Source organism: Sulfurimonas sp., from assembly GCF_029027405.1.
Classification (GTDB): Bacteria; Campylobacterota; Campylobacteria; order Campylobacterales; family Sulfurimonadaceae; genus Sulfurimonas.
Genome location: NZ_CP093396.1, coordinates 2,729,118 through 2,753,598, shown reverse-complemented (window position 1 = coordinate 2,753,598; position 24,481 = coordinate 2,729,118). Strand labels below are relative to the sequence as shown.

31 protein-coding genes are annotated in these 24,481 nt (G+C 32.4%); 25 read left to right on the top strand and 6 right to left on the bottom strand.

The annotated features are described in order from the left end of the window. The first annotated feature begins 20 nt into the window (after positions 1 to 20). The 10 genes from tig (at position 21) to MOV42_RS13530 (ending at position 7,795) form a co-directional block, all read left to right on the top strand. Positions 21 to 1,322 (top strand): trigger factor, encoded by a 1,302-nt coding sequence (gene tig, locus MOV42_RS13575; RefSeq protein ID WP_324171706.1) that lies wholly within the window; start codon positions 21 to 23, stop codon positions 1,320 to 1,322. Between the two features lie 3 nt (positions 1,323 to 1,325). Beyond that, positions 1,326 to 1,916, top strand: coding sequence for an ATP-dependent Clp endopeptidase proteolytic subunit ClpP (gene clpP / locus MOV42_RS13570; protein ID WP_324171705.1), 591 nt, complete (start codon positions 1,326 to 1,328; stop codon positions 1,914 to 1,916). Positions 1,917 to 1,926: 10 nt separating this feature from the next. Continuing rightward, complete coding sequence (locus tag MOV42_RS13565; RefSeq protein WP_324171704.1) at positions 1,927 to 3,003, top strand: GGDEF domain-containing protein; 1,077 nt, start codon at positions 1,927 to 1,929, stop codon at positions 3,001 to 3,003. A gap of 7 nt (positions 3,004 to 3,010) precedes the next feature. After that, on the top strand, positions 3,011 to 3,562 hold the full coding sequence (gene def / locus MOV42_RS13560) for a peptide deformylase (protein WP_324171703.1): 552 nt from the start codon (positions 3,011 to 3,013) through the stop codon (positions 3,560 to 3,562). A 125-nt stretch (positions 3,563 to 3,687) separates the two neighbouring features. Continuing rightward, positions 3,688 to 4,155: a hypothetical protein gene (locus MOV42_RS13555; RefSeq protein WP_324171702.1), complete on the top strand. Its 468-nt coding sequence runs from the start codon at positions 3,688 to 3,690 to the stop codon at positions 4,153 to 4,155. After that, the gene (locus tag MOV42_RS13550; RefSeq protein WP_324171701.1) at positions 4,156 to 5,202 is read left to right on the top strand and encodes a tetratricopeptide repeat protein; all 1,047 of its coding nucleotides are present in this window, start codon (positions 4,156 to 4,158) and stop codon (positions 5,200 to 5,202) included. Beyond that, positions 5,177 to 5,605 (top strand): ribonuclease HI, encoded by a 429-nt coding sequence (rnhA, locus tag MOV42_RS13545; RefSeq protein ID WP_324171700.1) that lies wholly within the window; start codon positions 5,177 to 5,179, stop codon positions 5,603 to 5,605. The genes MOV42_RS13550 and rnhA overlap by 26 nt, the downstream gene beginning before the upstream one ends. A gap of 11 nt (positions 5,606 to 5,616) precedes the next feature. Then, positions 5,617 to 6,297 carry a ribonuclease III gene (rnc, locus tag MOV42_RS13540; RefSeq protein WP_324171699.1) on the top strand — a complete coding sequence of 227 codons (681 nt, stop codon included), beginning with the start codon at positions 5,617 to 5,619 and terminating at the stop codon, positions 6,295 to 6,297. Then, on the top strand, positions 6,298 to 7,371 hold the full coding sequence (gene aroC / locus MOV42_RS13535; RefSeq protein WP_324171698.1) for a chorismate synthase: 1,074 nt from the start codon (positions 6,298 to 6,300) through the stop codon (positions 7,369 to 7,371). It begins immediately after the preceding gene. A gap of 10 nt (positions 7,372 to 7,381) precedes the next feature. Beyond that, on the top strand, positions 7,382 to 7,795 hold the full coding sequence (locus MOV42_RS13530; RefSeq protein ID WP_324171697.1) for a PAS domain-containing protein: 414 nt from the start codon (positions 7,382 to 7,384) through the stop codon (positions 7,793 to 7,795). A 16-nt stretch (positions 7,796 to 7,811) separates the two neighbouring features. Here the strand turns inward: MOV42_RS13530 and MOV42_RS13525 are convergent, their stop codons facing one another. Further along, complete coding sequence (locus tag MOV42_RS13525) at positions 7,812 to 8,165, bottom strand: DUF6488 family protein (protein ID WP_324171696.1); 354 nt, start codon at positions 8,163 to 8,165, stop codon at positions 7,812 to 7,814. A gap of 218 nt (positions 8,166 to 8,383) precedes the next feature. Between MOV42_RS13525 and MOV42_RS13520 the strand changes: the two genes are divergently transcribed. The 15 genes from MOV42_RS13520 (at position 8,384) to MOV42_RS13450 (ending at position 20,729) form a co-directional block, all read left to right on the top strand. Beyond that, positions 8,384 to 8,743: a c-type cytochrome gene (locus MOV42_RS13520; protein ID WP_324171695.1), complete on the top strand. Its 360-nt coding sequence runs from the start codon at positions 8,384 to 8,386 to the stop codon at positions 8,741 to 8,743. A gap of 157 nt (positions 8,744 to 8,900) precedes the next feature. After that, a complete protein-coding gene (locus tag MOV42_RS13515; protein WP_324171694.1) occupies positions 8,901 to 9,272 on the top strand; it encodes a hypothetical protein in 372 nt (123 codons plus the stop codon). Between the two features lie 129 nt (positions 9,273 to 9,401). Further along, a complete protein-coding gene (locus MOV42_RS13510; RefSeq protein ID WP_324171693.1) occupies positions 9,402 to 10,889 on the top strand; it encodes an FAD/NAD(P)-binding oxidoreductase in 1,488 nt (495 codons plus the stop codon). Positions 10,890 to 10,894: 5 nt separating this feature from the next. Continuing rightward, positions 10,895 to 11,338 carry a hypothetical protein gene (locus MOV42_RS13505; RefSeq protein WP_324171692.1) on the top strand — a complete coding sequence of 148 codons (444 nt, stop codon included), beginning with the start codon at positions 10,895 to 10,897 and terminating at the stop codon, positions 11,336 to 11,338. Positions 11,339 to 11,639: 301 nt separating this feature from the next. After that, a complete protein-coding gene (locus MOV42_RS13500; protein WP_324171691.1) occupies positions 11,640 to 11,954 on the top strand; it encodes a c-type cytochrome in 315 nt (104 codons plus the stop codon). A gap of 406 nt (positions 11,955 to 12,360) precedes the next feature. Next, complete coding sequence (gene soxC / locus MOV42_RS13495; protein ID WP_324171690.1) at positions 12,361 to 13,662, top strand: sulfite dehydrogenase; 1,302 nt, start codon at positions 12,361 to 12,363, stop codon at positions 13,660 to 13,662. Beyond that, positions 13,643 to 14,860, top strand: coding sequence for a c-type cytochrome (locus tag MOV42_RS13490; RefSeq protein WP_324171689.1), 1,218 nt, complete (start codon positions 13,643 to 13,645; stop codon positions 14,858 to 14,860). Before soxC ends, MOV42_RS13490 begins: the two co-directional genes overlap by 20 nt. A gap of 15 nt (positions 14,861 to 14,875) precedes the next feature. After that, the gene (locus MOV42_RS13485) at positions 14,876 to 15,337 is read left to right on the top strand and encodes a thiosulfate oxidation carrier protein SoxY (RefSeq protein WP_324171688.1); all 462 of its coding nucleotides are present in this window, start codon (positions 14,876 to 14,878) and stop codon (positions 15,335 to 15,337) included. 69 nt (positions 15,338 to 15,406) lie between these two features. Further along, entirely contained in the window at positions 15,407 to 15,709 is a 303-nt protein-coding gene (gene soxZ / locus MOV42_RS13480; RefSeq protein WP_324171687.1) for a thiosulfate oxidation carrier complex protein SoxZ, read from the top strand. An 8-nt stretch (positions 15,710 to 15,717) separates the two neighbouring features. Next, positions 15,718 to 16,809: an MBL fold metallo-hydrolase gene (locus MOV42_RS13475; RefSeq protein WP_324171686.1), complete on the top strand. Its 1,092-nt coding sequence runs from the start codon at positions 15,718 to 15,720 to the stop codon at positions 16,807 to 16,809. A gap of 27 nt (positions 16,810 to 16,836) precedes the next feature. Continuing rightward, positions 16,837 to 17,286: a thioredoxin family protein gene (locus tag MOV42_RS13470; RefSeq protein ID WP_324171685.1), complete on the top strand. Its 450-nt coding sequence runs from the start codon at positions 16,837 to 16,839 to the stop codon at positions 17,284 to 17,286. 14 nt (positions 17,287 to 17,300) lie between these two features. Then, positions 17,301 to 17,756, top strand: coding sequence for an MOSC domain-containing protein (locus MOV42_RS13465; protein ID WP_324171684.1), 456 nt, complete (start codon positions 17,301 to 17,303; stop codon positions 17,754 to 17,756). Positions 17,757 to 17,774: 18 nt separating this feature from the next. Further along, positions 17,775 to 18,725 carry a DUF302 domain-containing protein gene (locus MOV42_RS13460; RefSeq protein ID WP_324171683.1) on the top strand — a complete coding sequence of 317 codons (951 nt, stop codon included), beginning with the start codon at positions 17,775 to 17,777 and terminating at the stop codon, positions 18,723 to 18,725. A 26-nt stretch (positions 18,726 to 18,751) separates the two neighbouring features. Beyond that, positions 18,752 to 20,104: an FAD/NAD(P)-binding oxidoreductase gene (locus MOV42_RS13455; RefSeq protein ID WP_324171682.1), complete on the top strand. Its 1,353-nt coding sequence runs from the start codon at positions 18,752 to 18,754 to the stop codon at positions 20,102 to 20,104. A gap of 34 nt (positions 20,105 to 20,138) precedes the next feature. Then, the gene (locus MOV42_RS13450) at positions 20,139 to 20,729 is read left to right on the top strand and encodes a DUF302 domain-containing protein (protein ID WP_324171681.1); all 591 of its coding nucleotides are present in this window, start codon (positions 20,139 to 20,141) and stop codon (positions 20,727 to 20,729) included. A gap of 25 nt (positions 20,730 to 20,754) precedes the next feature. On the opposite strand, the gene MOV42_RS13445 is transcribed toward MOV42_RS13450, so the two are convergent. Genes MOV42_RS13445 through MOV42_RS13425 form a run of 5 tightly spaced genes read right to left on the bottom strand, consistent with a single transcriptional unit; the run spans position 20,755 to position 24,435 of the window. Then, positions 20,755 to 21,813, bottom strand: a complete 1,059-nt coding sequence (locus MOV42_RS13445; protein ID WP_324171680.1) for a DUF6781 family protein — start codon at positions 21,811 to 21,813, stop codon at positions 20,755 to 20,757. Positions 21,814 to 21,829: 16 nt separating this feature from the next. Beyond that, positions 21,830 to 22,099, bottom strand: a complete 270-nt coding sequence (locus MOV42_RS13440; RefSeq protein WP_324171679.1) for a DUF493 domain-containing protein — start codon at positions 22,097 to 22,099, stop codon at positions 21,830 to 21,832. Further along, positions 22,080 to 22,550 (bottom strand): cyclic pyranopterin monophosphate synthase MoaC, encoded by a 471-nt coding sequence (gene moaC / locus MOV42_RS13435; RefSeq protein WP_324171678.1) that lies wholly within the window; start codon positions 22,548 to 22,550, stop codon positions 22,080 to 22,082. Before moaC ends, MOV42_RS13440 begins: the two co-directional genes overlap by 20 nt. A 40-nt stretch (positions 22,551 to 22,590) precedes the next feature. Further along, complete coding sequence (gene mobA, locus MOV42_RS13430) at positions 22,591 to 23,163, bottom strand: molybdenum cofactor guanylyltransferase MobA (RefSeq protein WP_324171677.1); 573 nt, start codon at positions 23,161 to 23,163, stop codon at positions 22,591 to 22,593. Positions 23,164 to 23,172: 9 nt separating this feature from the next. Then, positions 23,173 to 24,435, bottom strand: a complete 1,263-nt coding sequence (locus MOV42_RS13425; protein WP_324171676.1) for a 3-isopropylmalate dehydratase large subunit — start codon at positions 24,433 to 24,435, stop codon at positions 23,173 to 23,175. Between the last annotated feature and the right edge of the window lie 46 nt (positions 24,436 to 24,481).

Below are 24,481 nucleotides of genomic sequence, written 5' to 3'. Positions count from 1 at the left end.
GATATAATTAAAGGAAATTAATGGAAATTAAATCAAACAAGATAGATGCGGCTAATGCTACTATTGAAGCTACTGTACCAAAAGAAGTTGTTGATGCAAACATAGAAAAAATTGCTAAAGAATTACAAAAAACCGCAAGTGTACAAGGTTTTCGTAAAGGTAAAGTTCCTGTTTCTATTGTGAAAAAACAATATGGCGAAAAACTAGTTCAAGATGCTGAAGCTGAGGCTCTTCGTGAAGTTCTATCTAAAGGTTTAGAAGATTTAAGTATTTCTAATGATGAGTTGATTGGTGAGCCAAATATTTCTAAATTTGAAAAGAGTGATGACAAAATAGAAGTAGCTGTAAAAGTTGCAATGCGCCCAATCATAGAGCTTGGTGATTATGCTTCAATGGTTAAAGACTTTAAAAAGCCTGTTGTAAAAGATAAAGATGTAGATGTAAGAATAAAATCTATTGCAGAGTCACAAGCGCCACTAGAAGACATAAAAAGAAACCGAAAAATGAAAGATGGCGATACAGCTGTTATAGATTTTGAAGGCTCTGTTGATGGAGAAATTTTTGAAGGTGGTACAGCTGAAAACTTTGAGCTTCTTTTAGGTTCAGGTCAGTTTATTCCAGGTTTTGAAGAGCAACTTATTGGCGTAAAAAGAGATGAAGAAATAGTTGTAAAAGTTACATTTCCACAAGAATACCAATCAAAAGCATTAGCTGGTAAAGAGGCTGAATTTAAAGTAAAAGTAAACGGTATCAAAGTAAAAGGTGATGTTGAAATCAATGATGATCTTGCAAAAACAATTCTTCAAGGTAAAGAAGATGCAACTGTAGACGAGTTACAAAAACAAATTAAAACACAGATGGAAAGTGAAGAACTTGGTAAACTTTATAATGATGAGTTAAAACCAGCTTTATTAGAATCTTTTGTTAGTGAGTTTAAATTTGACTTACCAGAGTTTGTAGTAGAACAAGAGATCGATATGGCTCTTAATAAGTCTGCTCAAAGCATGAGTGAAGATGAGATAAAAGAACTTCGTGAGAGTGAAGAAAAACTAAATAAACTTCGTGATACTTTTAGAGATGATGCCCAAAAAAGTGTAAGAGCAACATTTATTATAGATGCGCTTGCGATTGAGCAAAACATAAAGGTAGAGGAGCAAGAAGTAATGCAAACTATTTACTATGAAGCAATGCAAATAGGGCAGGATCCAAAAGCTGCTTACGATCAGTATAAAGATGCTGGATACCTTCCAGCAATTCAAATGTCAATTGTTGAGGATAAAGTTTTATCAGGACTTCTTAACTCAAAGATAAAAGAAGCGTAGAGCATGAGTTATATTCCTTATGTAGTAGAAAAAACAGGTCGTGGTGAGCGTTCTTATGACATCTACTCTCGCCTTTTAAAAGATAGAATAATCATGCTAAGTGGAGAAGTTAACGACGCTGTTGCTTCTTCTATCGTTGCGCAGATGCTGTTTCTTGAAGCTGAAGACCCTGAAAAAGATATTTATTTTTACATAAATTCTCCAGGTGGTGTTGTAACTGCGGGCATGGCTATTTTTGATACTATGAATTATATTCGTTCAGATATTACAACAATCTGCATCGGACAAGCAGCATCTATGGGTGCGTTTTTACTTTCATCTGGTGAAAAAGGGAAAAGATATGCTCTTCCTCATGCTAGAATTATGATTCATCAACCCTTAGGTGGGGCTCAAGGTCAAGCAACAGATATAGCTATTCAAGCTGAAGAAATTTTACGAATGAAAGATGAATTGAATTCGATTTTAGCAAAAAACACAGGTCAAAATAAAAAAACAGTAGAAAAAGACACCGATCGTGATAACTTTATGAGTGCAAAAGAAGCATTAGAGTACGGCATGATTGATGAGATTTTAGTTAAGAACGATAAAGAGTAAGGGGGATACAATGGCAGGAACATTAAGAAGTAGAAATCGTCGAAAAATAAGTGAACCGGCAAAAGAACCGACAGAACCGACAGAAGTAACATTAGAAATGGATGAACCTACAAGTGACTTAGAGATATATTCTAAGGAGGTTCTTAGTGCTCTTATAAAAGACAACCTGCCACCTACCCCAAACAACTTTTCACTCTATTTTGATAGACTTCTTGAGGATAAGAGTGAAAACCTTCGCAAAAAAATACTCTCTATGCTTGAACTTGAAGAGAGTAATGATAATGAAAATACTATTCTTTTAGAGCAAAGTTTGAAAAGAGGCTTTTCTTCTGTTAAGAGTATTTTAAGTGTTACTGCAAACTTATATAAAAACATGTCGCTTATGACAAAAATACTTGATAAGAGAAAAATTGAACTTGAAGAAAACAAAGAACTTCAAGCTGCTACTAGTATCGCGGCTTCTTTAGGAAGCGATGTAAGCAAGTTAAATAGCATCTTAAAAAAACAAAGTTCTTATATGAAAACTTTATATGATGATACTGCAAAAATAGTGAAAAATGTAGAAAATGAAACTATTTTTGATAATAAATTCGGCGTTTATAATAAACGATATCTAATGACAAGAATAGAGAAAGAAGTTGAGCTAGTAACAGAGTTTAAACATAAAAGTTCTCTTATAATGATTGAATTGTCTCGTGAACTCCAAGAGGGCATTAAAAACGATAAAGCACTAATGCTAATGACTAGAACAATAGCTAGACTCCTTTTAAAAACTTCAAGAAGAAGTGATACTGTTGCTCATTATGGAAACGGAATTTTTGCAATGCTTTTAAAGCACACAGATATAAAGAGTGCAAAAAAAGCTAGCCAAAGGTTAGTTGATTTAGTTTCAAATTCAAACTTTTTTTTAGCAGACAAAGAAATACAGTTAAAAATTTCTATAGGTGTAACAGATGTCACAACACTTTATTCTGTTGAAGAGATTGTTGTTAGTGCTATGGAAGGAATTGAAAAAGCATATAATGATAAGAAAATAGATTTCGCAGTCTCTTTAAGAACAGCACCTCCTTCGCAACCAAAACAATAGTAAATAAATGAAATTAAATATAGTAGAATATCCAGATAAAAGATTAAGGCAAAAATCTAAAGTTATTAAAAAATTTGATAAAAATTTACATGAACTTTTAGATTCAATGTATCCAATTATGATGAATACAAATGGTATAGGTTTAGCAGCCGTGCAAGTAGCTCATCCTATTGCTGCGTTGATATTAAATATACCAGAAGAAGATGGTGAACAACTAGAAGAAAATCTTTTAGAGATAATTAACCCAGTTATTACTAGTCAAGATGGTGAAACTATTTATCAAGAAGGTTGTTTGAGTGTCCCATCTTTTTATGAAGATATTAAAAGATTTGAAAACATTACTATTAACTATCAAGACAGAGATGCCAATACAAAAACTCTTGAAGCAAATGGACTCTTAAGCATTGCGATTCAGCATGAAGTCGATCACTTAAATGGGGTTCTTTTTATAGATAAACTTTCTTATTCACGAAGAAAAAAATTTGAAAAAGAGTACAAGAGAATGCTTAAAGAGAAAAAAACTTCTAAGAAAGACTTAATAGTAAAAAAAGGTGCATAGTTTTCTACATCCATTTTTACTATTCAGGTCATTATAATACTCATACCGATATTGTATACTATCTTTAATAAAACTATATAAAATAAAACTATATAATGAACTAAACCCTCAGGAAAGGAGTCATAATGTCGCATTTATCAAATACGCTAAATTCTTTTTGGCTCTGGAGAGAAGTCTCATCAAAGCTTGGTGTTTCTAATCCAGCATATAAGTATTGGAAAAGTACGCCAACTCTTAAGCTAAATAACAAATATATCTTTATCCAAAAAAACACTTTACCAAAAAAACATGAGTATGTTGAAGATATATTAACAGACCTTTCTGGATACTTGCCTATAAAATTTGCATCTGATAGACTACATGTTAATGAGCATATTTTTTCATATGAAAAAATGAAACTTTACAAAGAGTTTGAGTATAAATTTGTAGAAGATGTTAAGTTTGTAAATATAAAAAAGTTCTTTAGAGAGTTTGGTATCAAGGCTAATAAAAATGCTATCGTACAACTTGGACGGATAAAAGATTTAGAATTTACCCCAAATTCAACTTTTTACAATCTAAAAAATGACTACGGCATCATAGTTTACGAATAAATGAATAGTTTTTTTATAGAATTTCGTGATCCTCTTTTTGGAATAATTGTCTTTTTTGTATTGATTTTTGTGATTACATTTTTTTCCTACTGGTGGAGTAGATTTAGAAAAAAAGAAGATCATAGGCATCTAGATAGGTTTTTAAGACAGTTTCGTTCTTTACCGTCAAAAGATGAACTAAAAGTTCTTATAACAAAAGGCGATTTATCAGAAAAATCATGGCTTTTACTTGCTCATTTATACTTTAAAAATGGAGATTATGAAAAGAGTATAGAAATTTATAATGAACTTTTAAAAGTTGGAAATAAAAAAAACTACCGAGACACACTGTTTTTACTTGGTAGAACTTACTTTAAAGCAGGTTTTTTAGAACGCGCAAAAGAGATTTTTTTAAAAATATTACAAAATAATCCTAGAACACCACAGGCACTAAATTATCTCTTATTGGTTCATGAACATATGAGAGAGTATTCTTTAGCTTTAGAAATTTTAGAGCCATTAGATGAGCTTAAAAAAGACACAAAAAAAGACAAGGCATACTTAAAACTTTTGAAATTACTAAATAATATGGACTTAAAAGTTGAGCAAAAAATAGAAAAAATTATAAACATTTATGCAGAAAATCATGAACTTACGCATATGGTTTTTGAATTTCTTTTTAGAATGAAGCCAGCTTTAGCATGGAAAAATTTTGATAGTTCAAAAAGTGAAATGCTATCAGATATTTTATGGCAGTTAGATAAAGAAGAGATTGACTTAGATATTGTAAAAAAAAATGGGTACTTAAGAGAGTTATACACTGCCCGTGGCGATGTAAATATGGCAGAAAATAGTTCAGTATTTGAGTTAGATGTATTGATAAACCTAAAACAAAAAGCAAATGCGACACTTAGTTTTGAGTATATATGCGATAACTGTAAAGTAGTTTTCCCATTTACTTTTAATCGCTGTAGTTCTTGTCATCGTATAGATACCTCTCGTATTGAGCTTAGTTTAAGTAAAAATTATAATAGGAAATTTAGTGAAGAAAATAACTCTTTTCAGTGATGGAAGTGCCTTAGGTAATCCTGGACCTGGTGGCTATGGTGTGATTTTACGATACGGGGATAAAGAGAGAGAAATATCTGGAGCCGAGGTTCATACAACAAATAACAGAATGGAACTTTTGGGAGTTATAGAAGGGTTAAGGGCATTAAGTCAAGAGTGTGAAGTTGATGTTATTTCAGATTCTTCTTATGTTGTAAAAGGTATAAATGAATGGCTAAGTAATTGGATAAAGAAAGATTTTAAAAAAGTCAAAAACCCTGACCTTTGGAAGGAATATATAGAGGTTTCTCAAGGTCATAAAATAAATGCTATTTGGGTTAGAGGTCATGCTGGGCATGATGAAAATGAAAGGTGCGATAAGCTCGCAAGAGATGAAGCGCAAAAAATGAAAGATTCACTATAGGAGAAAATTTAATGAGTAAAAACATAGAAATCTTAGAAGATAAACTAGGATATGAATTTAAAGATAAAAAGCTCATTATCGAAGCGCTGACACATAAAAGTTATAAACAGCCCTACGATAATGAGCGATTAGAATTTTTAGGAGATGCGGTTTTAGACCTTATTGTAGGTGAGTATCTTTATAAAAAGTTTAAAAAATCTGATGAAGGGAAACTATCAAAAATCAGAGCTTCTTTAGTAAATGAAGCGGGTTTTGATAAGCTGGCTAGGTCTTTGGATTTGGGAGAGTTTATTTACTTGTCAAATGCTGAGCAAAACAATGGAGGACGAGAGAAGTCATCGTTACTTTCAAATGCCTTTGAAGCTATAATGGGAGCAATTTATCTAGAAGCAGGTTTAAGTAAAGTAGATAAAATTGCTATAAAGTTAATAGAGAAAAATCATCAAGAGATATCTTTAGATTTTCTATTTAATGATTTTAAAACAACTCTTCAAGAACTAACGCAATCAAGGTTTGGTATAACTCCTGAGTATAAAGTTGTAGCTAGTCGTGGACCCGACCATTTAAAAGAGTTTGAAGTAGCGGTAATAATTCAAGATAAAGAATACGCTAGAGCGATAGGCAAAAGTAAGAAAATAGCCCAACAAGAATCTGCAAAAATTGCGGTTGAGATGCTAGAAAAGGAAAAATAATTGAACAGTTTTGGAATGAAGTTAAGATATAGCACTTTTGGTGAGTCGCATGGTAAGGCTATTGGTTGTTTGCTCGATGGTGTACCCGCAGGCTTGGATATTGATGAAGTATATATCCAAAGTGAACTCAATCGTAGAAAACCAGGTAAAAGTGAGTTTGAAACTGCTAGAAAAGAAGCTGATGAGGTGGAGATTTTAAGTGGTGTTTTTGAAGGAAAAAGTACGGGAACTCCCATAGCAATGATTATCTTTAACACAAATCAAAAGTCAAAAGACTATACAAATATTAAAGATGTTTTTCGTCCTGGACATGCGGATTTTACTTACTTTCATAAGTATGGCATAAGAGATTATAGAGGTGGTGGTCGTGCATCTGCGAGAGAAACAGCTGCTAGAGTTGCAGCAGGAGCTATTGCAAAACTAATGCTTAAAGAGTTAGATATTGAAGTCTTAAGTGGAATTAGTGAAGTTGGTGGTGTAAAATCTGAAATTTTTGATTATGAAATGGCTAAAAAAAGTATTATTTATGCTTTAGATAAAACTAAAGAACAAGAACAAAAAGATGTTATCCTTGAAGCAAAGAATAATCATGACTCTGTTGGTGGTGTATCAAGAGTGTTAATAAAAGGTGCTCCAATTGGCTTAGGTCAGCCACTTTATTATAAGCTAGATGGTGTCTTAGCAGATGCAATGATGGGTTTAAATGCAGTTAAGGCTGTTGAGATTGGAGATGGAGTTTTGAGTGCATCTGCTCATGGATCTACTAATAATGATGCAATTAGAGCGAATGGATTTGAGTCAAATCATTCAGGTGGAATTTTAGGTGGTCTATCAAATGGTGATGATATTATAATGAATGTTTACTTTAAACCAACTCCATCAATATTTAAAACACAACATACTGTTACAACTACAAATGAAGAGCTTGATTTTTCATTAAAAGGAAGACATGATCCTTGTGTTGCTATCAGAGGAACTGTTGTTTGTGAAGCGATGGCTGCGCTTGTGATTGCAGATATGTTACTGTTAAATATGGGTTCAACTATGGATGGAGTAAGTAAATACTATAAATAAGGGAGACTTGATGAGCATTGTAAAGAGTGAAAAAACAGAAGAATGGTTTTTTTCTTCTGATCAATATATTCTTAGTGAAACTGATGAAAAGGGAATAATCATATATGCGAATGATTTGTTTTGTGAGTTAGCAGGATATACACTTGAAGAACTTCTAGGGCAACCTCATAATATTATTAGACATGAAGATATGCCAAAAATTGCCTTTAAAGGCTTATGGGATGATATACAAACAAAAGGTTTTTGGACAGGAGTAGTTAAAAATCTTAGAAAAGATGGCGCTTATTACTGGGTGTATGCAACAGCGTTAAAAAGAGTTCATTCGGACGGTTCTGTTACATACCTTTCTGTTAGAAGAGTTCCAGACAGAGCATCGGTTCAAGCCTGTACTTCATTATATGCTGATCTAAAATCTAAAGAGTAAATATATATACCCTATTTTATTGACCAGTATAGTTGGCACCTTTGACGCGCCCATAGATGCTTACAAATATATACAAGTCTCGTTTTGATTTGTCTTTTATTTTTAAATTATTAAAACTAACTATCCAATCATTAGAATTAAACTTTTTTATTTTTGATATGGGTATTGATTTCCAACTTTTTGGAATTTTTTTTGCCATAGTTAATTTTTTAACTTCTGCTTTTGCTATCTTACTTATAGCCGTTTTGTTTAGTTTTTTATAAGAAGAACCACTATTTCCATAATGGTAATAATCGTATCCGCTTTTTGCATATAATGCTGTAAAAGTTAGTATTAATAGAATAAGTGATGCTTTAATTGATTTTGCCATTTTTGAGTACCTATTATATAAAGAAATATTTTTTTAAACTATATCTATCACTATATTAAAGATACTTGAACCAAAATAGACCAATATATTTCTTTAAATAAGAATCAGTTATAAAGTAACATTATACTTCAAAATAAGTAGTTCAAAGATATTTTTTAGGTAATTTAAGATTTTTGTGATTATAATGTGACACAAACTTTATGATTTAAAGGTTCAAAATGAAAAAAATTATTCTTTGCATATTATTAGCAAGTGTTACTTTAATAGCTGCAGACAGTGCATCAGTATATAAGTCAGGTGTATTGTTACCAGCAAATGGTGAGGCAATTTATAAAAAAGATTGTATCATGTGTCATGCTGCTGATGGAAAACAAATTACATTTGAAGGTTCTTCTAGAATCGAATATGCTCCAATTAATGGATTAGATGCTGCTAAATTAGCAAAAGAGTTAAAAGACTATAGATTTGGAAGTGTTAACAAGTATGGTTATGGTGCTTTAATGAAAAGTTCACTTGTAGATCTCTCTTATGAAGAGATAGATGCTCTTGCTAAATATATTAGTGATAGTATAAAATAAAACTTCAAGCATATGCTGAAATTCAGCATATAGCTTTATATATAAATACCTCTCAATAAACTTCTTAAAAAATATAAAATAGCTTCTGAAGACAACCCTGTGCGTAAATAAGGGATATTGTTTAAGTATTGTGAGCTGAGAGATAAAGGATATAAGTATGCAAAATGATATTAAAAAACAACTTGAAAATGAACTAGATAAATATCTTAAAAATAGAGGTGAGTTTACTTCATACTATCCTGGTATGAATGTTCTTTCTTCAGAACTTTATAAAGAACAATTAAAAGAGGCTTCAGAGCTAATAAAAAAGCAAGGTGAAGTTGATGTTAGTAGTTTTGAGATGTATCTTGATACAATTATAATTAACATGCATACTAAGCTAAAGAAGTATAAAAAATCTATTTACTTTGATAATGAAAATATAAAAGATATTCAAAATCAAGGCTATACAATACCATTCTATATTGATGAAGAAAAGAAAATCAATGTCCTTTTAGGATTAGTGAGTTTTCAAGCAGCATCTCAATAGACTACAATAATGTTACAATTTTATCACATTATTGTAATTTTTTTTAAAATGCATTTATATTAAGTCCCAAATCAAATATTTTACGATACCTTACAACTAATTATAAGTTAAAGAAATGAAAGGATAAGCATGGATTATAAGTATCTTAATAATATGTTATCGAAGATGGACAAGGATTTATCTTCAAAAGGTATGAGCAGAAGAGATGCTATGAAATTAGCTGGTATCTCAGGTGCAAGTTTCATGATGGGCGGTAGCGATCTTGAAGCAATGGAAAAAGATCAAAAAGAACTTGTTAAATCAGGCGTTAATGGAAAGATTGTAATCGTTGGTGGTGGACTTGCTGGTATGAGTACAGCTGCAAGATTAACTCTTAATCTTAAAAATCCAGATATTACTGTGATTGAGCCTAATAAACAATCAGTATCTTATCAGCCAGGTCAAACATTAGTTGCAGCTGGTATTTGGGATGCAGATGAAATTGTTTACAATAGAGATGATTTTGTACCAGAAGGTACGAAGATAATTGAAGATAAAGTTATCGACTTTGATCCAACAAACAATCAAGTAACTACTGCAAAAGGTCAAGTTATTGATTATGATTATTTGATTGTAGCTACTGGTTTACAACTTGATTTTGAAAGAATTGAAGGTTTAGAGCATGCTGGTCGTGCTTACTCAACTGGAGATAATTCAAGACTTCACAAAGCTATAGGTAATGATGGTATATGTTCAATCTATACAGGCGAAGGTGCTGCTAAAACTTGGGTAGAGATGCAAAAAGCTATAGAGTTAGCAAAAAATGCTAAAGATGGTAAAAAGGTACAGTTTCTTTTCACACATCCAAGTACACCTATTAAATGTGGTGGTGCTCCAAAGAAAATTATGTATCTTACAAACGCAAGACTTAAAGAAGCCGGTGCTAGAGAAAATGCTGAACTTACTTTTTATCCAAATGGTGGAGCTATGTTTGGTGTTCCTGAATATCACGATACTATTCATGAGCAATTCAAGAGAGAAGGCTTTAAGTGGCACTATAGAACTAACCTTATAGGTGTAGAAAAAGAGAATAAAATAGCTATTTTTGATTCTAAGTGGCAAGAAAAAGGACCTTACGATCCAATTATGAAAGATTTTGAGGTTATCTCTAAACATGAAAAGATAAGAGTTCCATATGATTTTTTACATATCACTCCAGATGCTGTAGCTCCAAGAGAAGTAGGTGAATCTGATATTGGTTCAGCTAAAGGTTGGGTTCCGGTAAATAAAGAGACACTTCAACATGTTAAGTTTGATAATGTATTTTCACTTGGTGATATTGCTCAAGTACCAATGGGCAAAACAGGTGGATCGATAAGAAAACAATATAAAGTTCTTGTAGATAACTTAATAGCACAGATGGAAGGGAAAAAATTACCTTCAAAATATGCTGGTTATACTGTTTGTCCATTGATAACAGATATCGGTACTGTTATGTTAGCTGAGTTTGACTGGACTGTTAAACCTACACCATCATTCCCACTAGATCCACTAGTAGAAAGATGGGTATTTTGGCTAATGAAAGTTTATGCTCTTAAACCAATGACAATGTACGGAATGCTTTCTGGTAAAGCTTAATTCGTATGCAAGTAAAATTAGAGTTCGCTATTTATGATGAATCCAATGATAAGTTTGAACTGGACAGCAATGTCTATAATCTCGAACTTACTGAGGACGAAGAAGAAACATTCAATCTCTTAAAAGATAATGATTTACATCTTTATAATTACTTTAAAGAGTCTGAACTTTTTTTAAATTGGATAAAAGAAGAAGTTTATCCAAACGACATTGGTAAAAAAATAGCAATTTGTGATGTAAATGATATTAGTTTTAGAAGATATTACTTTTTTAAAGTTACAAGCTCTGATGTTCATTATGATTATTTTAAAAAGCTTTTTGATATTCATCATGAAATAGATTGGCAGGATAGAGAAGAGGTTGGTCAAGATATTCTAAATCAACTAGCGATTAAAAGACAAGAATTTATCATCGAGTTAAAAGAAGATGAAGATGATTCAAAAGTTTAAACTTACGATAAAAAAAGAGATACTTTATTATCTGTTAACATTATTGGTGTTGACTTTAATAATGCATGTTGACCTATTGAGCGATCCATTTTCTAGGTTGCAAACAATGGGGGAAAAAGGAAACTATTCACATCCTTTTTTATACTCTTTTATTGTCTATAGTGTAGTCTTTATTTTAAGAAAAATTATAGACTTTGTGGTGGGTATATTTGAAAAAAAGAAACATTAGTTTTAATAGACTTCTTCATCTATTGTCTATTTAGGTAAAAATACGATACAAATTTAAATAAAGGTTGTAACAATGAAAAAAATTCTTCTTATAGTAGTACTAGCAAGTATTAGTTTAATGGCCGCGGATGGTGCAAAACTTTATAAACAACGATGTGCATTGTGCCATGGCGATAAAGCTCTAAAAAGTCCTCTCAAGGGAGTACCAATATTAGCTGGTAGAGATGTAACTGAATTAGCATTGACAATAAGAGCATATAGAGATCAAGATGAAAGAATTGGAACCTATACTATGCATAAAAGTAGTCAGGTAATGAAAGATTCAACTTCTAGTCTTTCTAGAGATAAAATTGTTGCTATTGCTAAATATATTAGCGAATTAAAATAATTCTAAATCAGTATACTGATTTAGAATTATTATCAACGACTGTAGTTAATGCACTTTTATGGTCGTTGTCAATTGTAATATCTTTTTAAAATTTTCTGTTCTCTTCAATTAATTTTCAATTTTTTCCTGTTTCGTTAAAAATACTACAAATAAAGAGTTAATATTTCAAAAATCTAAGTAGTAACATTTACTATCATTATATAAAGATAAATAATATTCATGAATTTTGTTTATATTACTAATTATAATAAGAAGAGTGTTTCGTTTTGTGACGAAATAGAGTTAAATTTGTGATTATTTTGTGATATTAGAGCTATTTTCAGAGCAGTTAATTCATATTTCTATATAATTTTGTGTTATGCGTTAAATCGTAAATATAAAATATGAACATAAAAAAGGAGAAGATGTGGATAAAACACCTAATTCAAAAGAATTAACATCTATCAGCAGAAGAGATTTTTTCAAAAGAACTGCATCTGTTAGTGCAGTTGCTGCTGCTAGTATTCTAGCACCAGGTACACTGCTTGCCGATGATCCAAATATTATGCATCACTCAAAGTGGGGAACTACTTTAGGAGATGAGTGTAATTATAATCCTTATGGATTGCCATCAAAGTATGAGCACAACATAGTTAGAAGAACATCTGCTCTAATGTCATCAGCTGGTGATATGCATGCTGCTATTTCTATGACTCCATTGCATGAGCAAAAAGGTATTATCACTCCGAATGGTTTACACTTTACTCGTACTCACAACGGTGTAGCTCATATTGATCCAAATAAATTTAGATTAATGATTCACGGTCTTGTTGAGAAACCAATTGTTCTTACTTTAGAACAATTAAAGAGATATCCAAGTGAAAGTAAAATTCTATTTATGGAGTGTCCATCAAATGGTGCTGCAGAGTGGAAAGGTCCACAGTTTAATTCTTTACAGTTTGTAAGAGGTATGATGAGTTGTTCTCAGTGGACAGGTGTTCGCTTGAAAACAATTCTTGATGAACTTGGTCTTAAGCCTGAAGCAAAATGGATGCTTGCTGAGGGCAGTGATGGTTCAGAAATGAGTAGAACATTACCAATTGAGAAAGTTCTTGATGATGTTATGATAGTTTATGGACAAAATGGTGAGGCATTAAGAGCTGAACAAGGATATCCAGTTCGTTTAATGGCACCAGGTTGGGAAGCTAACTTATGTGTTAAGTGGTTAAAAAGATTAGAGTTTGGCGATAAACCATGGTATGCTAAAGAAGAAACTTCTAAATATACTGCACTTACTGCAAGTGGTAAAGCTATTCAACACTTCTACGCGCTTGAGACAAATTCAGTTATCACTTCACCATGTCCAGAGATTCCATGGACTGATCTTAAAAAAGGTGATTTAGTTGAGATTGAAGGTTTAGCATGGAGTGGACACGGTACTATTAGAGGAGTTGATATCAGCTTTGATGGTGGTAAAAATTGGGTAGAGGCTTCTCTTAAAGGTTTAGTATTACCAAAAGCTTGGACAAAATTCTCTTATATGTATAGATATGAGGGTAGACCGTTGTTATTACAAAGTCGTTCATATGATGATTCTGATAATGTTCAACCTACTGTTAATCAAGAGAAAAAAGTAGTTGGTGTTGAAGGTGTTTATCACAGAAATGCTATCCATACATGGGCTGTAAATGCTAAAGGAGAGGTAAACAATGTTCAAGTTAGATCGTAAATTAATTATAATTGGAACTGCGTCTTTCGCTACTTCTGTTTTATTGCTATCAGGTTGCATGGGTGGTTCGACTTCTAATAGTGCTTCTGCTACTGTTGGAGCACCAAGTACTGTTGGAGTTTATTCTATAAAAAATAAGACTGCTATTGATGGTGGTGTTACTTATGAAAGAAAACATGGTATAGAGACTGCCTATCGCTACAATGAGCAAAGCACTAAAGGTGTTAGCTTTGGTAGAATTGCAACAGCTAATGAAATTAAAGCATGGGATATAGATGCGCTGCCAGACGGCACAGGTTTACCTGCAGGTGAAGGTTCTGTTGAAGAGGGTGATGAACTCTATGAAGAACAATGTGCATCTTGTCACGGTGATTTTGGTGGTGGTGGAAATGGTTATCCACAGCTAGCTGGCGGTAATCAAGATAAAGATAAGAACGGAATTGTTATCACTCTTAAAAATCAGAGACTTGAACCAGGTATGGATGCTCCAAAAAGAACCATCGGTACATACTGGCCAAAAGCTACTACACTTTTTACATATATCAGAGATGCTATGCCATATGCAACTCCTAAGAGTTTAAGTAACGATGAAACATATGCTATTACCGCTTATTTATTAGCTCAAAATGGTGTTGAGATAGATGGCGAAGAGATGGATGATGAATATGTTCTTAATAAAGAAAAACTTGTAAAAGTAGTTCTAGCAAACAATAACGGTTTTTATCCAAATATCGATGGTTCAACTGGTCCAGCAGACGTAAAAGCTTTTTTTGCCGATCGTGCTAAAAATATTGGTTCTGGTACAAGATGTATGACAGATTGTAAAGATCCAGGTATGGATGGTAAAACAGAAGCTAAAGTTATGAAAATCGGTTACGAGATGAAAGATGTAGTACCAGCGTACTCAACAGTTAGAGATTTACCACCAGAAGTAGAAGATAAGAGTATCTCTAAAGGTGAAAAAATCTACAATGAGTCTTGTAAAGTTTGTCATGCAACTGACAAAATGGGTGCTCCAGCTGTTGGAGATATAGAAGCATGGACTGAAGTAAGAGAAAAAGGTTTTGATATGGTCCTTCGTAATTCTATAAACGGTATAGGTGGAATGCCAGCAAAAGGTGGTAATGAGGATTTATTACCTTCAGACATTAAATTAGTAGTTGAGTGGATGATAGACTCAAGTAAAGAAAAACATTAAATAAAAGGATAACAAATGGATAGAAGAAAATTTTTAGGTGTAGGTATCGCAGCTTTTGCTGCAGTCGTTATGCCAGGAACAGATTTAAAAGCAATGAACTTTAGAGATACTAAACCAAAGGCATGGGAATCAGAGAAAACAGTTGATGGAATTAAAGCACTTTACGGTAATGCTGGATTGAAGAAAAGCAATAAATTAATATTTAAAGCTCCAAAATTAGCTGAAAATGGTGGTTCAATCCCAATTACGATTAAATCATCTTTGGACCTAGAGTCGGTGGCACTTTTTCAAGATGCTAATCCTAGATGTTTAACTTGTGTGTTCTCAGTTCCAAAAGGTGCAATCATTGAGTATGATTTCAGAATTAAAATGAGACAAACAGCTGTTGTTACAATAGTAGGTAAAGAAAGAGGCACAGGTACTCTTTATACTGCATCAAAAGAGATAGATGTATCTATTGGTGGTTGTGGAGGTTGATTTAATCATCCTACCACAAGTGCAATTTTAGATATAGATAAAAATAAATAAATAATAAAGGAAAGATTCATGGCTAAAAAAATGAAAATTAAAGCAAAAGAAAAAAAAGGTGTTGTTAAAGTAAAGGCAATGTTTACAAGCTTAATGGCTGACAAAGAAGAAGCGGTTAAGAAAGGTATTAAAGCGTCATATATTAAATATATTACTGCTAAAGTTAATGATGTTGTAGTATATGAAGTATCTACTAGTGGTTTCATGTCTGAAAATCCACTTGTTAAGTTTAAATTTAAGGGTAAAAAAGGTGATAAAATCATTTTTACTACAGTTGACAACAATTCAAAAGAACAGACAGGTAAGAAGAAAATTAAATAGGGGTACTTATGAAAAAAATACTTGTATTACTAGCAATAGTGGCATTTGTTATAGCAATTCCATTTATTGGAAATAAAAGTACAACCGTTAAGGAGCCTCATAAATTAGATGCAGATGACAACTTTATACTTTATGAGTGGGTTAAACCACGCACTGGTACTAACGTGGAATGGGATTATAATTTAAAACCAGTGCAAGTTAGTGACAGGGTATGGTGTTTCTTCGGTGCTATGGAGATGCCAACTAAAGAGAATGCTGGGGATATGTCAAATAGTTGCTATATCAAAGGTAAAGATAGTTGGATTGCATGGGATAGTGGCCCATCTTATATATTTGCTAAACAAGCTCATGCAGCTATGAAAAAAATTGCTGACCTGCCTGTTAAATCGCTTATAATAAGTCATGAGCATGATGATCACTGGTTAGGTAATAATTACTATACAGAGACACAAGGTGCAACAGTAATCGGTCCAAAGTCTGTTAATGTAAACTACTTAGGTTTTGATGAGCATACTGGTAAGCCAAATGAAAATACTAGAGAGATTCCACCTCAAACTAGAATGATTAGAGCTCTTTACCAAAATGCAATTAGAGGTACTAAGCTAGTTCCTGTTGAAAGATATTTTGATGATACAACAGAGTTTACGCTTCATGGAATTAAATTTGAGTATGTAAAAGTTGGTTATGCTCACTCTGAAGAGGATTGGTTTCTATATCTTCCAGAAGATAAAGTTGTTCTTGTTGGTGATGTTGTAATGAATGGTAGGGTAACTTCAAATCGTGATGGTATTGTTGTTGGTCAGTTAAATGCACTTAAAGCTATTGCATCTAAAGATTGGAATCACCTAGTTCCAGGACATGGTTTTATTACAGATAAAACAGGTGCTGATGAATCTGTTCAATACTTTACTCTTTTAAAAGACAGAGTTCTCGAAGGTATCGATGATGAAATTGATCCTGACTATATTACAAAACATGTAACTCTTGAAGAATTTAGAAATAAAGATTTATATTATCTTCTAAGTCCAGGTAATGTTTTTAGATCTTATGAAGAGCTAGAGATGTATGAGGAAGATGAGGAAGAGGAAGAGGAAGAATAAGATGAGGAAGAATCATCTAAATATAAAATGATTAAGATTCTTTTTATATTAGTAGCCATTTTTACTATTAGTGGCGCTGATAACATCAATATAGATGCAATGGTTGATAAAGCAGAGAAATCACACAAGCATGTGTTGATTTTTTTGCATAAACCAAATTGTAGTTATTGTGAAACAATGATTGAATTTACACTACCTGATAAAAAAATAGTGCAAAATATCAAAAAAAACTTTATTTTTGTTGATATAGATATAGGAGATAGCGGTTATGTTACCTTTGAAGACTTTAAGGGTACTAAACAAGAATTTGCTATAAGTATAGGTTATAATTTTTACCCAAGCTCTATCTTTATAGATGAAAACAGAGAGATAGTTTACGCTAAACCTGGATATAAAGATGAAGATGAGTTTTTACATATTTTGCGCTTTGTACAGAGCCGCTCTTATGAGAAAATGAGCATAGAAGATTTTAAATAAAGTGAGAGAATTATATGTCATTACTTCCAGTTGGAAAAATATTAGAATTATTTTATTCTACTCATGATGGTAGAGTTAATACAGATAAGTTGGCTCTTGATGACAAGGGCGTAATAGAAGATAAATATTATAATAAAAATATACAAAGGTCAGTTTTAATAACTTCTAATGATAGTTATGAGCTAGCTGCTAGCAATGGTATAAAAGCACCCTATAGTGCACTTGGAGAAAATCTATTGATAGATTATAATCCTTACCATTTAAAACCAGGAGCAAGACTAAGTATTGGGAACCTCGTATTGGAGATAACTCAAAACTGTACACTTTGTAAAAGTTTAGCAAAGATAGATGCGAAATTACCAAAATTACTTAAAGATGATAGAGGTGTTTTTGCAAAAGTTATCAGTAGCGGAACAATACACAAAGGTGATAATATTTATCTTCTAGATGAGATAGAAAAAGTTTCATAAAATTAATAAAGGAAAGAAATGAATTCAATGATTAAAAATTTAGTCGTAGCACTATTCTTAGTGACTGGAGTAGTGGCAAATGCAGTACAAGATATTCAGATTTATACAGCTGATAATTCAAAGGGTAAAATTACAGGAGCTACAATTGAGAAAGCTTTTGCAGATGCAGGGTTTTTAATTTCTGGAAATAATGATATGAATATAGCATTTAAATCAAAGTTCCAAAAAACAAATCATAAGATGTACCATCTTTTTACGCTTTATAGAAAAGATTATGCTTTGGAATTAATTAAATTAACGCCGAAAGCTGCGTTATTTACACCTTTAAGCATGTCATTCTACATGAATAATGGCTCAAATAATATTTCCATTTCATCTATATCATTAGAAGGTATGGCAAAAGTTACTGGTATATCAGTTAAGAATAAACATATGATAGCGTATAGCAAACTTGTTAGAGACACTCTTGCAAATGCTCTTCCAAATGGTCATTTTGAAAAAACTTCATACAAAGTCATAGATCCTAAGGGTGAATTAATTACCAGATTTACTTACGAGATGGAACTTGATGAGGGAAATGATGCTGATGCTATAGAAGAAGAGCTAGAGGGAATTCAAGAAGAGATGGAAAGTTCACTTGAAACTGTTGGATTTGTAATTGCAGGTTTCAATAAACTAGGTGATGAATTTAAAGAAGTTGGATATGCTAAATATGACTTTTTTGATGCATACTCTATTTGTAAACTTCCGGTTATTTTTGAAGTTGCTATAGCTCATCCAGAAGCTGGTGCATTCGCTCCTTGCACATTTTATATGTATAAAGAAAAAGGTTCTAAAACAATTCATATGGCGTATCCGTCTGTATATAACTGGTTAAAATCTTTAAATATTACAGACAAATCATCTATAAAAGTTTTAGAAGACGCTCAAAAACTTATGATAGAAGTAGTTAACGAAGTTACAGAGTAACAACAAAAATTTACAAGGATGTCTTAATGGCTATATCAAGAAGAAAAGCCTTACAACTTTCTGGCATAGCTGTTGCTGCAACAGCTGTTGCAGGATGTTCTAGTTCAAATGGCCCGCAATCAAATACAAACCCCGATAAAGAGACTAATTCAGCTGATTATAAAGCTCCAATTGCTGATTCAAAGAATCCTAGAGTAGTTGTTGTAGGTGGCGGTTGGTCAGGACTATCAATCGCAAAATATACAAAGATATTTGCTCCAAATTCAGATGTGATTTTAGTTGAGCAGAGATATGAGTTTATATCAGGTCCAATGAGTAATTTGTGGTTAGTCGATAAGGTGGATTTAGAGTATTTAGTTCATGATTATCTTCAAGCTGCAAGAGAAAATAATTACACATATTTTCATGCAACTGCAATAGATCTTGATAAAGAAAAGCGTATTTTAAAAACAAGCAATGGCGATATTAGTTTTGATCATTTAGTTTTTGCACCAGGTATCGATTATGATTATTCAAGATGGACAAATGATATCGCATTTGAAACAAGACTTAGACAAGAGTACCCAGCAGGTTTTATACCTGGATCTGAACATATAACATTAAAAAATAAAATTCTGAACTTTAAGGGTGGTAACTTTATTCTTACAGTTCCAAGTGGAAACTATAGATGCTTGCCTGCTCCTTACGAGAGAGCCTGTATTATTGCAGATTATTTCAAAGAGAAAAAGTTAGATGCCAAAGTTATATTGTTAGACGAAAATAATACAATAACTATTAAAAAAGATGGTTTTCTATCAGCATTTGATGAACTTTATAGTGATTATATTGAATATATGCCTAATACAATTATTATAAATATCGATTTGGATAACAAAATAGTTGAGACAGAGTTTGATGAGATTAAGTTTGAAGATGCTGCATTTTATCCACATGTTAGAGGTGCAAAGATTTTAGAGAAAGTTGGAATTGCCAAAGATGCAAAGAATATGCTTGAAGGAGATATTAATCCTCTGACATATGAGGTAAATGGTTTAAAAGATATTTATGTTACTGGTGACTCCAGACCAATGGGATTTTCTAAATCTGGAAATACTTCAAATTCTGAAGGTCATTTTGTTGCGAAACTAATAGCTCAAAAGATTAATAAAACTCCAGTTCTAAAATGGGAATCACCAACTACAGTTTGCTTTTCAATAGTTGATACTAACCCAGAAAGGGCGATATATATATACTCACAATACGAGTATAACAAGACAAATAAAACATTTAGTTTTGCAAATACTTCAAGCAGTGAAAACTGGAAAAAAGATGGTCTATCTAATGGACACTCTGTATATAAATGGGCTAATGCTCTATATGGAGATATGTTCACTAAGTAAAAATCATATAGATTATAATTTCAAAGGAAAAAAAATGAATCTAATAAAAAATATTTTAAGTGTTATAGGTGCAATTATTCTTGTAGGGATGCTTGTAGCATACGTTAAGTTTGATCTAGGTGATAAAATGACTAAGGTTTCAAAACTTGACCCTAGAGCTATGGGCGCATACATGGATATGTTTAACAAGGTTTTAGACACTGGAAGTTCAGCAGATGCAATGATAAGAAAAGTTAAAATTAATCCTGAAGTATCTACTGAAGATGTAATAGAGTCGATGAAAAGTATAGCTACCGATGCAAATATGCTTCAAGTTGGTGATTCCAGAATGGCAGAAGAATATGACCATGCGGGTAAAAGACAGAGATATATCAGAATACTTCACTATTGTTCTCCAAGTATCGCAAAAACATTTATTGACTATTCAGAAGCTTTTGGTGCATTTATGCCTTGTAGAATCCTTATAGTTGAAGATGATAATGGAGACAGATGGTTAGTTACAATGGCAATGGAACTAATGTTATATGGTGGACACAAATTGCCTCCTGAGATGATGGAAAAAGCTGAACATGTTAGAGACACTATGTACAAGATGATGGATTTAGGCGCTGAGGGAGATTTTTAGAACATAATAAAAAATAGCAAGAAAGCTATTTTTTATCTTTATCTATGGCATCTTTAGCTGTTTTTAAAGCACTGCCTAAGGCAATACGAGCTACTTCTAGCGCTTGTTTACCCATTCTTTTAGCTTCTTGTGCAGTTTGTGATTTCATAGCTGTGTCAGCTTTCTTAACTGCTGTTTTTGCAAAACTAGAAAATCTTTCGCGCATAAGATCTGCAGTTTCTTTAGATATATGAACTAACTCCTGTAAATCATAACGCATATTTTTATTTATTTCTAGAAGTAATTTTTTTGTTTCTAGACCATGCTCACTTGCTTTACTTTGAATAACTTGAGAGAAAAGAGTGTCAGATTGGTTCAAATCTTCCATAATAGTGTCATAATCTTCTATGAGAATATGTTTAGCCTCAACAGGCATAAAAGCTAAACGCTTTTTAAATCTATCAATAGAACGAATAAGACCACTTCTCATTCCTCTTAGCGTTGCATTTAAAATTTCTTGTGCTTTTGTTGGTGTAGCTTCTGCAATATCAATAGAAGATTGCAAGATTGTAGATAAGATTTTTCTTACTCGTATAGTATTAAGTGAGCCTTCTTTGATGGCCTCGTAAGTTATATCTTTAATTACTTCTTCAGTGCTTTGTGCTATGTCTCCATCACTATCTTTTTCTAAAGCAGTGATAATAGCAGACTCTACCATTTCACTTAGCATATCATATAAGTCAATAGATTGAAGTTTTACTTGATGTAGTTTAGACAAGGCATCTGTTTGGTTTTCAAGAGAATTTTCAATAGCATTAAAAATTGAGTATTTTGATTCTTGAAGCTCCTGAGCTTTTTTCTCTAAACTTCTTTCTAAAACTTCTTTTTGTGCTAAAAGTGACTCAACATCATTTTTAAGCTTTGAAGTTTCTATGTTTAAAATTGTTGTAGTTATGCTTTTGATATCACTTAGATTTAAATTGTTAAGTTCAAGTTTTAAGTCATTACTTAGGTGTGCTACAGCATCTTTTACTCTTTTATCAACACTTTTAAATCTATGGTTATAAGAGCTTGTTAAATCATTATTTATTTCTTCTATATTCATTTTAAAATCCTTGTTTTTATAATACCATTTTTATGTTTTGATGGGCTTTGAGAGCTTCATATATAAAGTTTCTATCATCTTCATTGTGAACAAGTAGGTCAAGACTCATGCTTATATATTTTCCAGCTTTTGAGTTTTTTGAGTGAATTAACTTATGTTCTCTCTCAGAAATCACATCATGAACTGCTTTTTGTAAAGCTTTCTTTTCTAATGAGATTAGCTTATATGTCCAAGAGCATGGATATTGGAGTTCTAATTTGTCAGTTCTATCGTTTAAAATCTCCACTTTTACCTCCGGATTTTTTTTCTAGTTGAACATTACGAATAATCATGCCTTTATCTATGGCTTTCACCATATCATAGATTGTTAGCAGACCAAGACTCGTTCCTGTAAGTGCTTCCATCTCTACGCCAGTTTGACCTGTAAGTTTTGCTGTTACTGTTAGTTTAAATCCTGGCAATGTAGAAAGTTCTTCAATATCACAGTTTATCCCACTAAGATTTAAAGGATGACACATAGGGATAAGTTCACTTGTTTTTTTAACACCCATAATTGCTGCGATTACAGCAGTTTGTAAAACAGGTCCTTTTTTTGTTTTCTCGTTTACTATTGCGCCATAAGCATCTTGACTCATCTCTATTATTCCTGAGGCTACAGCAATTCTTGTTGTATTGTCTTTGTCACTTACATCGACCATTTTAGGTCTCTGGTTTTCGTCTAAATGTGTTAAATTCATGTTTAATCTTTATATTTTTTTATATTATAGCGTTTTGAGGTTAAATACGGTCTAAGGCTTCTTGATATTCATGAGGATGATTTAAATTACAAAAGGTTATCTCATCATTAAAATTGACATAGAGAGTGTTTGATGACTTAAGTAAAAAGCCAAGTTTATGATTATCTTCTTTGAGCATCTTGATAAAATCGGTTTCTAAAGAAGAGTGGTAGATGCCACACATTGGGTGCATTCCAAAGCTTGTTTTTGCAATAGTAGCATCTGTACTTTTTGTATCTGCACTAAATATTTCACGAATTTCTTTTTCACTAACAAAAGGAGCATCTACGCTAAGTACAAAAAAACGCTCTTTCTTTAACTCCTTAAAGACCGCAACAAATCCAGCAGTTGGAGCAAAAATATTATCTGTTTTTATATCTTCTATGAAATTTGCTTCAAAGTCAAACTTGCTTTTGTCTTTACATGAGATATATACGGTTTTAAAAATTTTATTAAGGCGAGAGTATTGGTATTGGGTAAGAGTAGAAAATCCAGCAAAAGGAAGAAGAGATTTATCTTCTTTCATTCTGCTACTTCTTCCACCTGCAAAGATGACACAAGGGGTATTAATCATCTATTGTTTTTAAACTCTTGGGTCACTAATATAACCGCTTATTGCAGAAGTTGCTGCAACAGCAGAGTTTGCAAGATATACTTTAGAACTTCTTGAACCCATGCGTCCTACAAAGTTACGGTTAGTTGTTGAAACTGCTATTTCATTATCTCCAAGTATTCCCATATATCCACCAAGACAAGCTCCACAAGTTGGGTTTGAAACAACTCCCCCTGCATCTATTATGATATCTATATAGCCAAGTTTATATGCTTCTTTTAAAATTCTTTGAGTTGCTGGAGTTACGATTAGACGAACATCTTCGTGAACTCTCTTTCCTTTTAGTATTTCTGCTGCAATTTTTAAATCACCTAAACGACCATTTGTACAGCTTCCAATAAAAGCTTGGTCAATTTTTATTTTATCTTTTACTGCCTTGCTAATTGGATGCCCATTGGATGGTAAAAATGGGTAAGCTATAACAGGTTCAAGATTAGCAACATCAATTTCTAATACTCTTACATAAGAAGCATCTTCATCAGAGTAGTGAATACGAGGTTCTCTAGCTAAGTTTTTATCCGCAAGAAACTCTTTAGTTACATCATCATAAGCAATTATTCCACTTTTTGCTCCAGCTTCAATTGCCATATTACACATAGAAAATCTATCATCCATGTTTAGATATTCTATTGTAGAACCAGTAAATTCTAGTGTTTGATACAAGGCTCCATCAACACCAAGAAGGCGAATAATTTCTAAAATAATATCTTTACCAGTTGTGTGAGTTTGTGGTTTTCCACTTAGGTTTACTTTTATAGATTCAGGAACTTTAAACCAGTTTCCTCCGCTAATCATCGCAAAAGCTAAGTCAGTTGAACCCATACCTGTTGAAAATGCTCCTAAAGCACCATGTGTACAAGTATGTGAATCTGCACCGATGATTACATCACCCGGAACAACAAGTCCTTTTTCCGGTAAAAGTGCATGTTCGATTCCCATATCCTTTTCATCAAAAAAATTTTTAAGTTTATGCTTTTTTGCAAAGTCACGAGAGATTCTAGCTTGGTTTGCAGATGCTATATCTTTTGCAGGAATGAAATGGTCAAGAACGATTGAAAATCCATCAGGATTTGCTAATTTTTCTGCGCCACTTAAATTAAAAGCAGAGATAGAAATAGGAGTAGTAATATCGTTACCGATAACCATGTCAATTTTTGAGCGGATAATTTCTCCAGCAAAAACTTCATGTCCGACATGTTGGGAAAATATTTTTTCTGTTATAGTTTGAGCCATAATGAACCTTTGATTGTATAATTAATGACGCGATTATAGCATCTAA

Coding starts and splice junctions, on each gene's coding strand:
- tig (WP_324171706.1), top strand. CDS start 21: ATGGAAATTAAATCAAACAAGATAGATGCGGCTAATGCTACTATTGAA.
- clpP (WP_324171705.1), top strand. CDS start 1,326: ATGAGTTATATTCCTTATGTAGTAGAAAAAACAGGTCGTGGTGAGCGT.
- MOV42_RS13565 (WP_324171704.1), top strand. CDS start 1,927: ATGGCAGGAACATTAAGAAGTAGAAATCGTCGAAAAATAAGTGAACCG.
- def (WP_324171703.1), top strand. CDS start 3,011: ATGAAATTAAATATAGTAGAATATCCAGATAAAAGATTAAGGCAAAAA.
- MOV42_RS13555 (WP_324171702.1), top strand. CDS start 3,688: ATGTCGCATTTATCAAATACGCTAAATTCTTTTTGGCTCTGGAGAGAA.
- MOV42_RS13550 (WP_324171701.1), top strand. CDS start 4,156: ATGAATAGTTTTTTTATAGAATTTCGTGATCCTCTTTTTGGAATAATT.
- rnc (WP_324171699.1), top strand. CDS start 5,617: ATGAGTAAAAACATAGAAATCTTAGAAGATAAACTAGGATATGAATTT.
- MOV42_RS13530 (WP_324171697.1), top strand. CDS start 7,382: ATGAGCATTGTAAAGAGTGAAAAAACAGAAGAATGGTTTTTTTCTTCT.
- MOV42_RS13525 (WP_324171696.1), bottom strand. CDS start 8,165: ATGGCAAAATCAATTAAAGCATCACTTATTCTATTAATACTAACTTTT.
- MOV42_RS13520 (WP_324171695.1), top strand. CDS start 8,384: ATGAAAAAAATTATTCTTTGCATATTATTAGCAAGTGTTACTTTAATA.
- MOV42_RS13515 (WP_324171694.1), top strand. CDS start 8,901: ATGCAAAATGATATTAAAAAACAACTTGAAAATGAACTAGATAAATAT.
- MOV42_RS13510 (WP_324171693.1), top strand. CDS start 9,402: ATGGATTATAAGTATCTTAATAATATGTTATCGAAGATGGACAAGGAT.
- MOV42_RS13505 (WP_324171692.1), top strand. CDS start 10,895: ATGCAAGTAAAATTAGAGTTCGCTATTTATGATGAATCCAATGATAAG.
- MOV42_RS13500 (WP_324171691.1), top strand. CDS start 11,640: ATGAAAAAAATTCTTCTTATAGTAGTACTAGCAAGTATTAGTTTAATG.
- MOV42_RS13490 (WP_324171689.1), top strand. CDS start 13,643: ATGTTCAAGTTAGATCGTAAATTAATTATAATTGGAACTGCGTCTTTC.
- MOV42_RS13485 (WP_324171688.1), top strand. CDS start 14,876: ATGGATAGAAGAAAATTTTTAGGTGTAGGTATCGCAGCTTTTGCTGCA.
- soxZ (WP_324171687.1), top strand. CDS start 15,407: ATGGCTAAAAAAATGAAAATTAAAGCAAAAGAAAAAAAAGGTGTTGTT.
- MOV42_RS13475 (WP_324171686.1), top strand. CDS start 15,718: ATGAAAAAAATACTTGTATTACTAGCAATAGTGGCATTTGTTATAGCA.
- MOV42_RS13470 (WP_324171685.1), top strand. CDS start 16,837: ATGATTAAGATTCTTTTTATATTAGTAGCCATTTTTACTATTAGTGGC.
- MOV42_RS13465 (WP_324171684.1), top strand. CDS start 17,301: ATGTCATTACTTCCAGTTGGAAAAATATTAGAATTATTTTATTCTACT.
- MOV42_RS13460 (WP_324171683.1), top strand. CDS start 17,775: ATGAATTCAATGATTAAAAATTTAGTCGTAGCACTATTCTTAGTGACT.
- MOV42_RS13455 (WP_324171682.1), top strand. CDS start 18,752: ATGGCTATATCAAGAAGAAAAGCCTTACAACTTTCTGGCATAGCTGTT.
- MOV42_RS13450 (WP_324171681.1), top strand. CDS start 20,139: ATGAATCTAATAAAAAATATTTTAAGTGTTATAGGTGCAATTATTCTT.
- MOV42_RS13445 (WP_324171680.1), bottom strand. CDS start 21,813: ATGAATATAGAAGAAATAAATAATGATTTAACAAGCTCTTATAACCAT.
- moaC (WP_324171678.1), bottom strand. CDS start 22,550: ATGAATTTAACACATTTAGACGAAAACCAGAGACCTAAAATGGTCGAT.
- mobA (WP_324171677.1), bottom strand. CDS start 23,163: ATGATTAATACCCCTTGTGTCATCTTTGCAGGTGGAAGAAGTAGCAGA.
- MOV42_RS13425 (WP_324171676.1), bottom strand. CDS start 24,435: ATGGCTCAAACTATAACAGAAAAAATATTTTCCCAACATGTCGGACAT.